Origin of the sequence: Aeromonas sp. YN13HZO-058 (assembly GCF_001921245.1) — a bacterium.
Lineage (GTDB): Bacteria > Pseudomonadota > Gammaproteobacteria > Enterobacterales > Aeromonadaceae > Aeromonas > Aeromonas allosaccharophila.
The window spans coordinates 79,999-95,059 of the sequence record NZ_MQSY01000022.1 but is presented as its reverse complement, the minus strand read 5'-3'; the positions used below and the strand labels follow the sequence as shown (position 1 = coordinate 95,059).

Below are 15,061 nucleotides of genomic sequence, written 5' to 3'. Positions count from 1 at the left end.
GGCGAATATTACTCGCTAATCACCGCTTTGGCAGCCATCACCATGGCGGTGCCGTGCTTGCCACCGGCGGCGGTCACTTGCGGTACGCCATCTTCGTCGGTGTCGCTGCCGGCACCTTCGATGATGTTCTCGCCGGAGTCACCGATCCACTCGGCCATCTGCATACCACCGTTGACGGTGCCACGGAACCAGCTGACGTACTGACTGGTCAGCTTGGCCAGCTCCAGCTCGGGCGCCTTCTCGGCCCCTTCGTTGCGCAGGTTCAGCATGGCAGAGCGCAGGGCGCCGGAGATAGCAGCCTGGGTCCAGGGGGTGTATTCACCCTGTTTACCCGCCAGCCAGGTACCTGCCTTGGCATTGAAGTAGGCCTTGTCGGCGGCGATGAACAGCTCGCGGGCAGCGGTGCGGTACTTGGCATCGGAGGTGGCGAGGAACGCAGCGGTCAGACCACGGATGGCGGCGAACTGCGCATCGACAGACTGGCCAGCATCGAGTTTGCCCCCCAGGGTGATGCCGTCATGCACCAGGCCATTCTTGCCCTTGAGGTTGGCAAGGATGAAATCGGCCTGTTTGCGGATCACGTCGAGCGCCTGCTGACCCTGCTTGGTCTTGAGGTTCAGCTCGCCATTGTCACCGGCGGCATAACCGACCGGCAGCGCATCCTGAGCACGCTGGAAGATCTGCAGGGCGACCAGTGCGTAAGCGGCGTCAAAGGTGGTGACGTGCTTGCCCTGTTTGCCTGCCTGCCAGCTGTCGACCAGGGTGCCGCTCTTGGCATCAAAGTGCAGGGCCGCCAGGTTCTTGAAGGTGAGGTTGGAGAGATTGATCGCCAGCGAGAAGGCATCGCTGCCCGCGACCGCTTTGCCCAGGTCATTGGCCTGGTTGGCAGCTGGCGCAGCGGCAAACGGTGCGCCGTCAAACACGGCGTGGAAGGCCGGGTTCTGGTTGGTGTTGGCGCTGCGCTGATCGCTGAAGGCATAGAACTCGGAGAGCGGCCACAGCATCATCCAGGCATCGCGCAGCTGGGCGGAGCCATCCACCACCTCCAGCTTGCCGATAGCACCGGCATCGTTGTTGCTGGTTTCGGTCACTTTCACCTGATGGGGGAAGTAGATGACGCCTTTGGCCGGATCGTACTGCGGGGTGATCCTGGCGCCCAGTTGTTTGCCATCGAAGCCGAGCTGGTTCTGCATGATGGCCAGCTTGTCGATGGATTGCTCGGTCAGCATCATGCCGTTGAAGCCATCAGCGGCAGAGACGCCCAGCTTGTGCTTGCCATCCTGATCCATGGTGGCGGAGGCGGCTTCTACCTCTTCATCGGTCTCGGCCACGTGCATGCCGCCGAGGAAGTCTTGCGACCACATCACCTCTTTGAGCAGGATGCCGCCCACGGCTGCGGGCACCAGCAGGTTGTCACTGCCGCTCCAGCGCAGGGTGCTGTAGTCACGGAAGTAGGCGGGCACCTGGGTCTTGACGGTCTTCTCGGTGCCTTTGGCTGTCTTGATGGTGATCTGGTCGCCATTGACCGGAGTGGCGTTGACGGCCTGGGCAAACTCCGGATTGGCGGAGGCGTAGGGCAGGGAGAGGGGATACATGCCCTGCGGCACTTCATCGGCCGGGAAGCCAACCGCATCGGCCATGGCCAGCACCCGTTGCCCCAGAGAGGCCATGGTGCCGCCACGGGCCAGGTTTTGCGGCCCGTTCACCAGATGTGGGCCCATGCCGGATTGGTAGTTGAGGGCGTACATCGCCTCTTCGGAGTATTCGTAGGATTCGATGCCGGCGGCGAAGTCGAACGGGGTCGGCTCATCGGCACGGTTGGCATCCAGCACGTCCAGATCCAGCCCCAGCGCTTCGGCCAGCGGCTCACCGGAGAGCTCGAATTCGGTATAGGCCAGCATGTTGGCGGCGGTATTGAATGTCTTGTCTTCGACTTTGACGGCAGCGTGTGCGGCGCCGCTGATCAGTGCGCAGGCGATCGCCTGAACCAGTACGGTTTTTCTCATGTCCCTTCTCACCATTGGTTGGTTTTATTATTGACGCTTCTCATGACGAATCTAAATGAGAATGGTGTGCATTATGCTGTGTTGGAAGGGAGTTGAGAAGTAAAAAACCGCCCCATTCGGCTGCACGTTAAACCGGATGTGCGCTGTCGAAGAGGGCGGTTATCTGTTTATTGCGATGAAAGTGCCACTGCGGCGGGGTTCAGAGCACCTTGAACGGGATGACCAGACGGCCCGGCTCTACCTTGAGGGCTTCGACCTTGTCCTTGAGCCTGGCTTCGTTCTTGCGGCTGCTGTCGAGGCGATAGACCGGGGTCTGCGACAGGAACAGGGAAAGGGACTGATTGAAGGTTGGGAGCAGCGGGGTGAGGGCGGCCCCGATATCGGCCGGCTCGGTCTTGACCGAGACCAGCTCAAGGTCACGCAGATAGATGGCTCCCTGATCGGCCACATAGTCGGGGCGGGCACTCAGGGCAAAGCGGATCTTCATCTGCTGGCTGCCAAGGGGACTGCTCACCTGAAGGTCGCCAGCGGCGTCCAGCTCGATGCGATCCGCTTGTTTGCGGCCGATACGGCTCTGCATCTCATCCAGACGGATCTTGCTCGACATGATGCCGGGGATCCCCAGCTGTTTTTCAAAAGAGACCTGATCTTTGAGGTACTGGTTGATTTCGGCCTCGCTGACGTTGTACTGGGTCAGGGAGCAGGCCCCCAGCAGCAGGGCGAGGGGGAGTAACAACAGCTGTTTCAACATGATGGATTCCGCGTGGGTAAATATGATGGCGCTATCTTACGCGATAATGGGCGTGGAATGAGAGCCTCATACCGTGGGAAATCACGGACTTGCTGCATTCCCGATTGTTTTTTGGCAACCGCCGGGTTCATCATCAACGGGTGAACAGAGTCGGGCCGATCGGTTGGTTGCGGGTGTTGGCCCACGTCTGAGCCGAGCAGCCTGAGCAGAGCACAAGAAGAGAACAGAGAGCGAGGAGAGCGCAATGATTCGGATGGGCAAGGTTGGCCGCAGGGTGCTGCTGTGGCTTGGCTGCATGATGGGGCTCTGGAGCCCGTCGTTGTGGGCCGAGGTGAAAGTGATCCCGGTCTTCGAGGCGCAGGCGGCGGTGCAGACCCTCAAGGAGATCTACCCTCAGCTGGGGGTAAGCGCGATGGGTAACCAGCTGGTGCTGAGCGGGACGCCAGCCCAGCTGCAGGAGGCTGAAGCCACGTTGGCCCAGATCAACCAGCCGCCGCAAAGCCTGCTTATCGAGTGGCGGGTGGATGGGGCCGCCAGCGGTCAGCAACTGGGGGGCTCAATCAGTCGCGACGAGGCCAAGCGGCAGTGGCTGCTCGATGGCAACGCCCAACAGTACCAGCGCAGCCAGAACGACAGTTGGCAGGTGCGCGGGCTGTCGGGTCGTCCCGTGCTGCTGCAGATGGGCTCCTATCAGCCGGTGACCTTCTATCAGTGGCACGGGGGCGCCGTGGTGGGGATGATGCCGCTGGTGAACGGCCTCTATGCCACGGCCACCTTGATTGGCGATCGGGTGCAGATTGCGCTCAGCAGCGAACAGGCGAGGCTGGATCAGGGCACCATCAATCGTGGGCAGAGTGCCACCGAGGTGAGCGGGGCTCCGGGCCAGTGGATGACGGTGGGGGAGCTCTCGACCAGTTCTGCGGATCAGGGGAGCAGCCTCGGTACCCAGCTACAGGGAGGGCGAGGCAGCCAGAGCGAGCGCCAGACCCTGCAGATCCGGGTTACTCGCCAATAGGTGTCAGCCCCGTCAGTGGGGTTGGTCTGCGGCATATTCCCGTAGCTGGCGACTGCGCAGCAGATACCAGAGTGACCAGAGGCTGGCGACCAGCACCAGTGCGGTGGGCCAGCTGAACGACCACTTCTGCAGATTGAGGCTGTGCAGTTGCATCAGCAGGCCGCTGACGGCAGAGCAGAGCAGCAGCAGCGGGCTGTGGCGCCTGAGCCAGGCGCGAATGCTGTGGGTCTGCTGATAGGTGCCCCCGCAGGCGAGCAACGCCAGGATGGCGGGGACGTCGGTCAGCAGGCTGATGTAGAGGGTGATTTTGTCCGGATAGAAGAGAGTCAGGATCTCGCTGCCGCTCTCGCGGGTGACGCCAGCCATCAGAAACAGCCAGACCGAGCGGGTCAGCAACAGGGCGATGGGCCAGAACCAGAGGGGCGGGCGCAACTGGCCGTGATCGTCATATCGGTGTTCGGGGTAGAGGGTCATGGTTGCCCGTTAGCCACTTGAATGGAGTGATGGAGGGGATATGGGGCGACGACGCGCCCTTTGCAAGGCGTTGGGATCAGCGCAAATTAATCGGGGGGCCATGCCCCCCAATCCATTTCTTCAGATATCGCAGCGCGCGTCGGCGGCGTTACAGCCATCCTTTGCGCTTGAAGAAGAGGCCGGTGCCCAGCGATGACATCACCATCAGCACCAGCGACATGGGATAACCATACTCCCAGGCGAGCTCCGGCATGCGGCCGAAGTTCATGCCGTAGATACTGGCGATCAGGGTCGGCGGCAGGAAGATCACGGCGGCAACCGAGAAGATCTTGATCACCTTGTTCTGCTCCAGATTGGTGACCCCCATGGAGGCCTCCAGCTGGAAGTTGATCTTGTCGAACAGGAACTGGGTGTGGGGCAAGAGAGATTCCACGTCGTGCAGCATCTCGTCGATCCACTTGTTCTGCTCCAGGCTCATGCGCTGGCGCAGGCTCCGTTTGAGGAAACGCAGGGCGCGGCGGGTATCGTGCAGGGAGAGACGGATCTGGCCGTTGGCCTCTTCCTGTGCCATCAACTCTTTGAGCATGGGGTTGATCTGATCCGGCTCGAAGATCTGATCGGCGGTGTTTTCCAAGGTCTTGTAACCATCCTCGATAAGGTCGGAGAGGTATTCCACCTTGAGGTTTTGCACCTCCAGCAGGATGTCGAGGGCATCCTCCACCTCCAGCCGATCCTGGCGCATATAGTGGCGCAGCAGGCGTACCAGCCCGATGTCATCTTCACGAATGCTGATCAGCAGGTTGTTGCGCAGGGTAAAGGAGACGTGGACACCCTTGGTGTCACGACCGATCCGCTGGGGAAACAGGGAGTGAATGTGCAGACCATCGGTATCCCAGTAGAAACGGGCGGATGCTTCGATGTCGTCGAGCTCTTCCTTGTCGGGAACCTCTTCCAGGAACAGGCCCGTCAACCATTCTCGCTCTGCCGTGTCCGGCTTGTAGGCATCCAGCCAGATCGTGTTGTCAGGTACTATGTCGTCAGGCCCGAGCGTGACTATGTCCAGCACCTTGTTATTGAGAATGTAGGCGGTGATCATCTGTCCCCCCTTAAAAAGTCATGGGTAATCAGGGATGGTTGCACAGGTCATGCGGCCTTAGATCGCTGCAGAAGGCGATCCCGTGGATAAGCAGATCGGGCCGATGGAAAACCTGAATGCGGCGAACTATACAGGGGCGGGCCGCGCTTGTCAGGGGCTATTCATCAGGGATCCAGCCTGTTTGTTCAAAAAAACAGCGAGGTCGGATCACCTGAGCGGCCATGCGGGGGAGAACCCGCCTTTGGCAGGGGGGAAGGATTTCTGAGGCTGCCTTTTGCTATCGCCCCACGTCATCACATATTCGGATAGTTCGGCCCTGAGCCCCCTTGTGGCGGTGTCCATATGATGTTTTGGGGCTGAGTATCTTTGATGTCACCGCATCTTGGTATCGCTGCACTTCATCACATATTGGGATAGTTGGGCCCCGAGCCTCCCTGTGGCGGTGTCCATATGATGTTTTGACTGGGATCTTTAATGTCACAGGTCTTGCAGTGAATGCAGTTGGCTGCGTTGATCTGCAGTTTGGCCGCTCCTTCCGTTTCCAGTACTTCAAACACTCCTGCCGGGCAGTAGCGTTGGGCAGGTTCGGCCCAAGTGGGTAGATTGACCTCGACCGGAATGCGCTCGTCCTGCAGCTTGAGGTGGCAGGGCTGATCCTCGTCGTGACTGGTGTTGGCCAGATACACAGACGAGAGCTTGTCAAAGCTCAGCTTGCCATCGGCTTTGGGATAATGGATCGGCTCGCAGCGGCTGGCCATGCGCAGCTGGCGGTAATCGGGAGCCTTATCGAGCAGTTTGAAGGGCGAGTTTGTGCCAAGCAGCCGCTGCTCCAGCCAGTTGAAGGCACCGCCCAACAAGGGACCATAGCGGTGAAGAGCAGCGCCGAAGTTGCGTGCCGCCTTGAGTTCGCGGGCCAGCCAGCTCTGTTGCAGCTCGTCGCCATACTGGGCCAGATCCCGTCCACCTTCATCGCCCCCCCGTAGTGCCATCGCGACTGTTTTTGCCGCCAGCATCCCCGATTTCATGGCGGTGTGTATCCCCTTGATGCGGGAAAAGTCGAGGGTGCCCGCATCACAACCGATCAGCAGGCCGCCCGGAAAGTGCATGCGGGGCAGGGCGTGCCAGCCCCCCTTGGTGATGGCGCGGGCGCCATAGCTGATGCGCTCACCCCCTTTCAGCAGATCGGCGATGAGCGGGTGATGCTTGAGGCGCTGGAATTCGTCGAACGGGCTGAGCCAGGGATTCTGGTAGTTGAGATCGACAATCAGCCCGACCGCGACCTGATCCCCTTCCATCTGATAGAGATAGAAACCCCCCTGGCTATTGCCGCCCCCCTGCTTGCCAAGGGGCCAGCCACTGCCGTGCAGCACCTGTCCTGCTCTGCCCTGACCTGCTGGCAGTTGCCACAACTCTTTAAAGCCGATGGCATAGTGCTGGGGTTGGGCGGGGTTTTCCAGATTGAACTCGGTGATGAGCTGTTTGCCCAGATGGCCGCGGGCGCCCTCGGCAAAGAGGGTATAGCGGCCATAGAGCGCCATGCCGGGAACATGATCAGATTTTGGATTGCCCGCGCGATCAAGTCCCAAATCGCCGGTGATCACCCCCTTGACCCGTCCCGCTTCCATGATAAGGTCGCTGGCGGTAAACCCCGGGTATATTTCGACTCCCAGCTGCTCCGCCTGCTGGCCAAGCCAGCGGCACAGGTTGCCGAGGCTGACGATGTTACAGCCTTCATTGTGCATCCGTGGCGGTACGGCCCAGTTTGGCAGTTGCAGGGAGCGCTCCTCGCTTTGCAGCAAATGTACCTGATCGTCGCTGACAGCTACCCCGAGCGGTGCCTGCTGCCAGCTTTGTGGTAGCAGCTCCTTGAGGGCAACGGGGTCGAGCAGAGCGCCGGAGAGCAGATGGGCGCCAATTTCGGCACCCTTTTCCAGCAGGCAGACCGAGAGATTGGCATCCTGCTGTTTCAACGCGATGGCGGCGCTGAGCCCCGCCGGACCGCCGCCGACGATGACGACATCAAATTCCATTGCTTCCCGTTCCATCTTGCCTCTGCGCTCTGGTTGGCCTAGGGTAATGCTGGTAGTTTACGTAAACGTAAAGCGGTTGTAAGCAAAACTGAGCAAGAAAAAGCAAAAAATCAGGCAAAAGCGCACTGCAACAAACGCAGAGGCACACTAATGAATTCAATCCAAACAGACGAGGCATGACCCCATGAAGCTGCTGGTCGCAATCAAACGGGTAGTCGACTACAACGTCAAGATCCGGGTGAAGGGAGACGGCTCCGACGTGGAGCTCGCCAATGTGAAGATGGGGATCAACCCCTTTTGTGAAATTGCGGTGGAGGAGGGGGTCAGGCTGCGGGAAGCGGGTATTGCCAGCGAGCTGGTGGTGGTGACCTTTGGCCCGGACGCGGCCGCCGAGCAGCTGCGCCATGCGCTGGCGCTGGGAGCAGATCGGGCGCGCCACTATGTGACAGACGAGACGCTCGCCCCGCTGACGGTCGCCCGCGCCTTGCACCAGGTGTGTGAGCTGGAGCAGCCGGATCTGGTGCTGCTCGGCAAGCAGTCCATCGATTCAGACAACAATCAGGTGGCCCAGATGCTGGCTGCTCTCAATGATTGGCCGCTGGCGACCTGCGCGTCCGCCCTCAAGGTGGAAGCGGGGGAACTGCTGGTGACCCGCGAAATCGACGGTGGCCTCGAGACCCTCGGCATGCCGCTGCCTGCGGTGGTGAGCGCCGATCTGCGTTTGAATGAACCGCGTTTTGCCTCGCTGCCCAACATCATGAAGGCCAAGCGCAAGCCGCTTGATAGCGCCCCGTTCTCGACACTCGCCGTTGAGGTGGCCAACCAGACCCGTTTGCTCGGGGTGATGGCGCCGCCAGCCCGCAGCGCCGGGATCAAGGTGGGCTCGGTGGACGAGCTGGTGGACAAACTCAAACACGAAGCGAAGGTGCTGCCATGAGCGTGCTGATCATTGCCGAACATCATCAGGGCCATCTGGTCGACAACGTGGCACAACTGGTCACCGCCGCCGCATCCATCGGCGGTCAGGTCGATCTGCTGTTGCTGGGTCAGGGGCTGACCGAGGCGGGTGAACAGGCGGCTGCCATCGGCGGTGTCGACAAGGTGTTGCTTGCCGAGCATCCCCTGCTGGCCGACGGGCTGCTGGATGGGGTCGACAAGCTGCTGGCCAGCTGGTGCGAAGGTTACAGCCACTGCTTGATGGCGGCGAGTGCCATGGGCAAGGCGCTCTTGCCACAGGTGGCGGCGCGGCTCGGGGTGGAGATGCTCTCCGAGGTGATCGGCATCGAGAGCAGCGATACCTTCCTGCGCCCCATCTATGCGGGTAATGCCATTGCCAGAGTGGCAAGCTCGGCGCCCGTCAAGGTGATGACAGTGCGGGCGACCGCGTTTGCCAAGGCGGCGACGGGCGGACAGGCTCTTATCGAACGCTTGGCTGTGCCCGAATTCGCGGGCCGTACCCGGCTGGTCGAGCGCCGCGCGGTGCGCTCCAGCAGGCCTGAACTGACCGCTGCCCGGGTGGTGGTCTCCGGTGGCCGCGCCCTTGGCTCCAAAGCGCAATTTGCCCTGATTGAGGCGCTGGCCGACAAGCTGGGTGGGGCGGTGGGCGCATCGCGAGCAGCCGTTGATGCGGGATATGTCGCCAACGATCTGCAGGTGGGGCAGACCGGCAAGGTGGTGGCGCCCGAGCTCTATATCGCGGTCGGTATCTCGGGCGCCATCCAGCATCTGGCGGGGATGAAGGAGTCGAAGGTGATCGTGGCCATCAACAAGGACAGCGAGGCCCCGATCTTTCAGGTGGCGGACTACGGGCTGGTGGGGGATCTCTTCACCCTGCTGCCGGAGCTCACCGCCAAACTGTAAATTTGTCAGAAACGGCGCAGCTGTGGTCGTTTATGCGCGCTGCCCGCCATTTCTGTGCATGTTCCCTGCAAGCCCTGACCCGTTCAGGGCTTTTTCTGCTGCAAGGGGGATGCAGAGTGACGGTAAAAGGTTGAGCCAGCTCCCAAAAAGCCTTTGATCCTGTGGCGGCTCTTGTGTAAAACCTGACAAGTCATCGATTACTCTCATCCACTCACGGAAAGCGTCATGAGCAAACAGATTTACAACTTCTGCGCCGGCCCCGCCATGCTGCCGGTTGAAGTCATGGAGCGCGCCCAGCGCGAATTTTGTAATTTTCAGGGGCTGGGAGCCTCGGTCATGGAGCTTTCCCATCGTGGCAAGCCCTACATGGCGGTGGCCGAGAAGGCTGAAGCGGATCTGCGCGAGCTGCTGGCTGTGCCGGATAACTACAAGGTGCTGTTTATGCACGGTGGTGGTCGCGGCCAGTTCTCCGCCGTGCCCATGAACCTGCTGGGTGGCGCCAACAAGAAGGCGGACTTCCTGCTGACCGGCGTCTGGTCCCAGAGCGCGGTGGATGAAGCCAAAAAGTATGGCGATATCCAGACCTTCCAGGGGGTTGCCAAGAACGAGCAGGGGATCTCCCACCTGCTGCCGACCCCGGCGTTTCGCGCCGATGCGGCCTATGTGCACTACTGCCCGAACGAAACCATCGACGGCATCGAGATGTTCGACATCCCGGCCACCGGCGATGTACCGCTGGTGGCGGATCTCTCCTCCACCATCCTCTCCCGTCCTCTCGACGTGAGCCGCTTTGGCATCATCTATGCCGGTGCCCAGAAAAATATCGGGCCGTCCGGGCTTGCCATCGCCATCGTGCGCGATGACTTGCTGGATCAGGCGAGAGCCGATGTGCCCTCGATTTTCGACTACAAACTCACCGCCAAGAACGACTCCATGTTCAACACGCCGCCCACCTACGCCTGGTATCTGGCCGGTCTGGTGTTCGAGTGGCTCAAAGAACAGGGTGGCCTCGAGGCGATGGAAGCGCGCAACAAGGAGAAGGCGGACTTCCTGTACGACTATCTCGATCAGTCGAGCTTCTATGGCAATCAGGTGGATGTCAGCTGCCGTTCGCGGATGAACATCCCGTTCCAGCTGAAAAATGCCGAGCTGGACAAGCAGTTCCTGGCTGAATCTGAGGCCGCTGGTCTGCTGGCCCTCAAAGGGCACCGCATTGTCGGTGGCATGCGTGCCAGCCTCTATAACGCCATGCCGCTGGAGGGAGTGAAGGCCCTGGTGAGCTTTATGGATGGCTTTGCCAAGCGTCACGGTTAAAGGCTGAACGTTTGCCACCAAAGACGCCGGGGATACCCCGGCGTCTTTTTTTCAACAGAACCAGCGCGCTGGCGTTTGCCGTGCGATTTCCCCTGAAAGTGCCCTTGCCGAGCGGGACGCAGGCTGTTAACGTCCGGACAGGCGTTTATTTTGAGATAGCACAGGAAGTCTATGAATTCGTTGCGTTTGGAACCCATTTCTCGTGTGGCCGGTGAGGTCAATCTGCCCGGCTCCAAGAGTGTCTCTAACCGTGCGCTGCTGCTGGCGGCGCTGGCCCGTGGCACCACCCGTCTGACCAACCTGCTCGACAGCGATGACATTCGTCATATGCTGGCTGCGCTGACCCAGCTCGGGGTCAAGTACAAGCTCTCCGCCGACAAGACCGAGTGCACTGTGCACGGTCTGGGCCGCAGCTTTGCGGTGAAAGAGCCGGTCAATCTGTTCCTCGGCAATGCCGGTACCGCCATGCGTCCGCTTTGCGCCGCGCTGTGTCTCGGCTCAGGTGAATATACCCTGGGCGGCGAGCCGCGCATGGAAGAGCGTCCCATCGGCCATCTGGTGGATGCCCTGCGTGAAGCGGGGGCCCATATCCAGTACCTGAAAAAAGATGGCTATCCGCCGCTGGTGGTGGATGCCAAGGGGTTGTGGGGCGGCGATGTGCACGTCGATGGGTCCGTCTCCAGCCAGTTCCTGACGGCGTTTTTGATGGCAGCCCCGATGGCGGCCGGTGATACCCGCATCCACATCAAGGGAGAGCTGGTCTCCAAGCCCTACATCGATATCACCTTGCACATCATGAAGCAGTTCGGGGTGGTCATCGAGCACGACAACTACAAGCTGTTCTATATCAAGGGCAACCAGACCTATATCAGCCCGGGTGATTTTCTGGTGGAAGGGGATGCCTCCAGTGCCTCCTACTTCCTCGCAGCGGGCGCCATCAAGGGCAAGGTGCGGGTAACCGGCATCGGCAAGCACAGCATTCAGGGGGATATCCACTTCGCCGACGTGCTGGAGAAGATGGGCGCGCGCATCACCTGGGGTGATGATTTCATCGAGGCTGAGCAGGCGCCGCTGCACGGGGTGGATATGGACATGAACCATATTCCCGATGCAGCCATGACTATCGCCGTTGCCGCGCTGTTTGCCGAGGGGCCGACCTCCATTCGCAATATCTACAACTGGCGGGTGAAGGAGACCGATCGTCTGCACGCCATGGCGACCGAGCTGCGCAAGCTGGGCGTCGAGGTGGAGGAGGGGAATGACTTCATCACCGTGACCCCGCCGACCCAGCTCAAGCACGCCGAGATAGATACCTACAACGATCACCGTATCGCCATGTGCTTCTCGCTGGTGGCGCTGTCGGATACCCCGGTCACCATCAATGATCCCAAGTGCACCTCGAAGACCTTCCCGGATTACTTCGACAAGCTGGCCAGTATCAGCCAGCGTGGCTGATCACTGACAAACCCGTCATCACCGACGCTTCGGGCCCGCGCTGAGCGGGCCTTTTTACCTTCCTCACCCGCATCGCATTTCGCCTAGCATCATTTCAATAACTTGCAAGATTGTCCCGCAAAATAGTTTTGTTATTGCTGTAATTTACTATTTACACATGCGCTGTCGCGGGCTATGTTGAGATTTCCTAATCGCAGTCATCTAGCAGGAAGCCTTGTCATGCAGCATCAAACCGACGACGTTCGTATCAGTGAAATCAAAGAGTTATTACCCCCGGTTGCGGTGCTTGAGAAGTTTCCGGCTACCGAGGTGGCCTCGTCCACCGTGTTTGAATCCCGTCAGGCCATCCACAATATCCTGGCCGGCGAAGATGAGCGTCTGTTGGTGGTGATTGGCCCTTGCTCCATCCACGATCCGGTGGCTGCACTTGAGTACGGCAAGCGCCTCAAGGCGTTGCGCGACGAGCTGAAAGGTCAGCTGGAGATCGTGATGCGGGTCTACTTCGAAAAACCGCGCACCACAGTGGGTTGGAAGGGGCTGATCAACGACCCGTACCTCGACAATAGCTGCAAGATTAACGATGGTCTGCGCATCGGTCGCAAGCTGTTGCTGGACCTCAACGACATGGGGCTGCCGACTGCCTCCGAATTCCTCGACATGATCACCCCGCAATATGTGGCGGATCTGATGAGTTGGGGCGCGATCGGTGCCCGAACCACCGAATCCCAGGTACATCGCGAGCTGGCCTCCGGTCTCTCCTGCCCGGTGGGCTTCAAGAACGGCACTGACGGCACCATCAAGGTGGCCATCGATGCCATCGGTGCCGCCAGTGCGCCGCACCACTTCCTGTCGGTCACCAAGTATGGTCACTCCGCCATCGTGGCGACCCGCGGCAACCCGGACTGTCACATCATCCTGCGCGGTGGTCGTGAGCCGAACTACAGCGCGGCCCATGTCAGCGAGGTAGTGAAGGGGCTGGAGAAAGCCGGTCTGCCGCAGAAGGTGATGATCGACTTTAGCCACGCCAACAGCAGCAAGCAGTTCAAGAACCAGATGGTGGTGGCCGAAGATGTGGCCGATCAACTGCGTGCAGGCAGCAAGGCGGTGTTTGGCGTCATGGTAGAGAGCCATCTGGTGGAAGGTCGTCAGGATCTGGTGGAAGGGGGTGAACTCACCGTCGGCCAGAGCATCACCGATGCCTGCATCGGTTGGGCCGATACCGAAGTGCTGCTGCGCAATCTGGCGGATGCCGTCGCAACCCGCAACGCCCGTTAAAGCATGCTCTGCGGCGATAGTGAACACGCAAGGCCGTAGTTGAGCGAAGCCAAATCCAGAAAGCAGAAGCGCGACCCTCGGGTCGCGCTTTTTCGTTGGTGACGTGGATTACCAGCGGTAGGTTTTCAGCAGCGCTTCCAGTTTCTGACACTGCTCCACCAACTGGATGCTGGCGAGGTTGGCGGCGTGCGCCTGACCCAGGGTGTCGTTGGAGGTGTTGCGGATGTCGCTCACCGAACTGTCCACCTCACTGCAGACCCGGTCCTGCTCTTCGGCGGACTGTGCCATCTGGGCATTGAGGTCGTTGATGCGGGCGATGCGCGCGATGATGTTCTGCATGGCGGCCAGGGTCGCCTCGGTCTTGCTGATGCTCTCACCGGCTTTGCTTTTTGCATCCCCGATCACCGTAACCGCGCTCTGGGCCTCATTTTGCAGGGCGGCGATCATCTGGGAGATCTCTTCGCTGGCGGCGCGGCTGCGATTGGAGAGGGCCCGCACTTCATCGGCCACTACCGCAAAGCCACGGCCTTGCTCGCCCGCCCGGGCCGCTTCAATGGCGGCGTTGAGGGCCAGCAGGTTGGTTTGATCGGCAATCCCCTTGATCACCTCGAGCACACCGTCAACCGCGAGGCAGCGGCTGTCGAGCTGCTGGATCACCTGATCCACCCGATCAATTTCTGCCGACATCTCCCCCATGTCGGTGATGGAGTGCTGGGCGAGGCGGCTGGTGTCGGCGGCATCCTGATTGGTGAGGGCGGAGAGCTCGGCGCTGTGGCGGGCATGTTCGCGCACCTCATGAGAGCTGGCGGCCAGCTCGCTCACGGCGGCGGCGACCTGGGTGGTCATCCCCTCTTGCTGACGGGCCGAGTTTTCGGTCTGGGTTGCCACCTGACGGATCTGGTTCGACTCCTGATAGAGCTGATGAGTTGCCCCTTCTACCTCCTGCAGACTGTGGCGAAAGCCCTGCACCATGTCATTGACGGCACGGGTCATCTGGCCCAGTTCATCCCGGCTGTGATTGACCAGGGGGAGGGCGAGGTTGCGCTCCTTGGCCATCTGGATCATGGTGAGCTGCAGCTGGCGCAGGGGGCGTTTTACGTAGCGTTGCAACACCCACCAGAGCAAGCCAAAGCCGATGCTGAATACGGCGGCCAGACTGCCGCTCAGGATCAGGTTGTTGTGGCGGATCTCGCCAAAGGTGTGGCTGAGGTCGTAACTGATCCGCACCGCACCCATCACGGTCCCTTCATTGACCTGATGGCAGGTGGTGCACTGGGTGCCGCGATACTCCTTGTAGGCTTTGAACGGTTTGATCAGAGTGAGCCGGTTACCCTGCTGCTCCATAATGGTCTCTCCCTGATTGATGGCTCGCTCATCGAGGGGATCCTGCGCTTTCTGATCCGGGTGACCCGGGCCAAACAGGTTGCTGACGGCCGGGGCGCGGATCAGGCGAGCCTCGACGATGCCCGCTTCACTCTTGAGCTTGGTCTGCACGATTTGCCGGTTGGCCATGCCACCGGTCATCATCAGGACGTTGAGCTGATCCATGTAGGTGTTGGCGGCGCTCTCGACTTTTTCGCCTGCCAGCCGGATCGCGAGGTCCCGTTGCAGCCAGGCAGAGAGTTCGAAGCTGAGTGCAAAAGTGGTGCCGATGACCAGCGCAAGCGGGAGAAATATTTTCCAGTTCAAGGAGAGGTTATGCATGTTGGGCAAGTTCCAGGCGCTCGGTGTTGTTATGTGATCCCGTATCGTCTTGATCGTAGACGAAGAAATGGCGGGAGATGG

The 15,061-nt window shown here is 60.4% G+C and carries 11 protein-coding genes and 1 pseudogene; 6 read left to right on the top strand and 6 right to left on the bottom strand.

What is annotated here, in order from left to right; genetic code table 11:
- Positions 1-8: 8 nt before the first annotated feature.
- The gene (locus tag BSP75_RS04745) at positions 9-2,006 is read right to left on the bottom strand and encodes a hypothetical protein (protein ID WP_075112399.1); all 1,998 of its coding nucleotides are present in this window, start codon (positions 2,004-2,006) and stop codon (positions 9-11) included.
- A 199-nt stretch (positions 2,007-2,205) separates the two neighbouring features.
- Positions 2,206-2,757, bottom strand: a complete 552-nt coding sequence (locus BSP75_RS04740; protein WP_075112398.1) for a lipoprotein — start codon at positions 2,755-2,757, stop codon at positions 2,206-2,208.
- Between the two features lie 244 nt (positions 2,758-3,001).
- Between BSP75_RS04740 and BSP75_RS04735 the strand changes: the two genes are divergently transcribed.
- A complete protein-coding gene (locus tag BSP75_RS04735; RefSeq protein ID WP_075112397.1) occupies positions 3,002-3,772 on the top strand; it encodes a hypothetical protein in 771 nt (256 codons plus the stop codon).
- Positions 3,773-3,784: 12 nt separating this feature from the next.
- Here the strand turns inward: BSP75_RS04735 and BSP75_RS04730 are convergent, their stop codons facing one another.
- The 3 genes and pseudogenes from BSP75_RS04730 to BSP75_RS04710 form a co-directional block, all read right to left on the bottom strand.
- Complete coding sequence (locus BSP75_RS04730; RefSeq protein ID WP_075112396.1) at positions 3,785-4,246, bottom strand: DUF2919 domain-containing protein; 462 nt, start codon at positions 4,244-4,246, stop codon at positions 3,785-3,787.
- 148 nt (positions 4,247-4,394) lie between these two features.
- Positions 4,395-5,342, bottom strand: a complete 948-nt coding sequence (gene corA / locus BSP75_RS04725) for a magnesium/cobalt transporter CorA (RefSeq protein ID WP_075112395.1) — start codon at positions 5,340-5,342, stop codon at positions 4,395-4,397.
- Between the two features lie 293 nt (positions 5,343-5,635).
- A pseudogene (locus BSP75_RS04710) lies at positions 5,636-7,387 on the bottom strand (electron transfer flavoprotein-ubiquinone oxidoreductase).
- 169 nt (positions 7,388-7,556) lie between these two features.
- Between BSP75_RS04710 and BSP75_RS04705 the strand changes: the two are divergent.
- The 5 genes from BSP75_RS04705 to aroG all read left to right on the top strand — a co-directional run bounded on the left by BSP75_RS04705 (position 7,557) and on the right by aroG (position 13,276).
- The gene (locus BSP75_RS04705; protein ID WP_075112392.1) at positions 7,557-8,309 is read left to right on the top strand and encodes an electron transfer flavoprotein subunit beta/FixA family protein; all 753 of its coding nucleotides are present in this window, start codon (positions 7,557-7,559) and stop codon (positions 8,307-8,309) included.
- Positions 8,306-9,232 (top strand): FAD-binding protein, encoded by a 927-nt coding sequence (locus BSP75_RS04700; RefSeq protein WP_075112391.1) that lies wholly within the window; start codon positions 8,306-8,308, stop codon positions 9,230-9,232. The genes BSP75_RS04705 and BSP75_RS04700 overlap by 4 nt, the downstream gene beginning before the upstream one ends.
- A 225-nt stretch (positions 9,233-9,457) precedes the next feature.
- Positions 9,458-10,546, top strand: a complete 1,089-nt coding sequence (serC, locus tag BSP75_RS04695; protein WP_075112390.1) for a 3-phosphoserine/phosphohydroxythreonine transaminase — start codon at positions 9,458-9,460, stop codon at positions 10,544-10,546.
- A gap of 171 nt (positions 10,547-10,717) precedes the next feature.
- Entirely contained in the window at positions 10,718-12,001 is a 1,284-nt protein-coding gene (gene aroA / locus BSP75_RS04690; protein WP_042062306.1) for a 3-phosphoshikimate 1-carboxyvinyltransferase, read from the top strand.
- 219 nt (positions 12,002-12,220) lie between these two features.
- Positions 12,221-13,276, top strand: coding sequence for a 3-deoxy-7-phosphoheptulonate synthase AroG (gene aroG / locus BSP75_RS04685; protein WP_075112389.1), 1,056 nt, complete (start codon positions 12,221-12,223; stop codon positions 13,274-13,276).
- Between the two features lie 108 nt (positions 13,277-13,384).
- On the opposite strand, the gene BSP75_RS04680 is transcribed toward aroG, so the two are convergent.
- On the bottom strand, positions 13,385-14,980 hold the full coding sequence (locus BSP75_RS04680) for a methyl-accepting chemotaxis protein (protein ID WP_075112388.1): 1,596 nt from the start codon (positions 14,978-14,980) through the stop codon (positions 13,385-13,387).
- Between the last annotated feature and the right edge of the window lie 81 nt (positions 14,981-15,061).